Origin of the sequence: Pseudoalteromonas sp. SIMBA_162 (genome assembly GCF_046535955.1) — a bacterium.
Classification (GTDB): domain Bacteria; phylum Pseudomonadota; class Gammaproteobacteria; order Enterobacterales; family Alteromonadaceae; genus Pseudoalteromonas; species Pseudoalteromonas marina.
Genome location: NZ_JAWJBQ010000795.1, coordinates 1 through 253 on the forward strand (window position 1 = coordinate 1; position 253 = coordinate 253).

General features: G+C 49.4%; 1 protein-coding gene. It reads left to right on the top strand.

What is annotated here, in order from left to right:
• Positions 1-253, top strand: a 253-nt coding sequence (locus R0J88_RS21860) for a flagellar basal body FlgE domain-containing protein (RefSeq protein ID WP_410901155.1), incomplete at both ends; no start/stop codon positions are given.

The window sequence follows — 253 nt, forward strand, 5'->3', positions numbered from 1 at the left end:
GACTGTTTTCGACAGTCAGGGTAATGCTCATGACATGAGCGTCTACTTTGTGAAGACCGGGGATAATAACTGGCAGGTCTACACCCAGGATAGCAGTGATCCAACAGGTACAGCCGAGCCTGCAATGAAGCTGGTGTTTAATGCCAATGGCGTTCTGACCTCAAATCCAACAGAGAATATTACCACTGGCGCAATTAACGGCGCAGATCCCGCCACGTTTAGCCTGAGCTTCCTCAACTCCATGCAGCAAAAT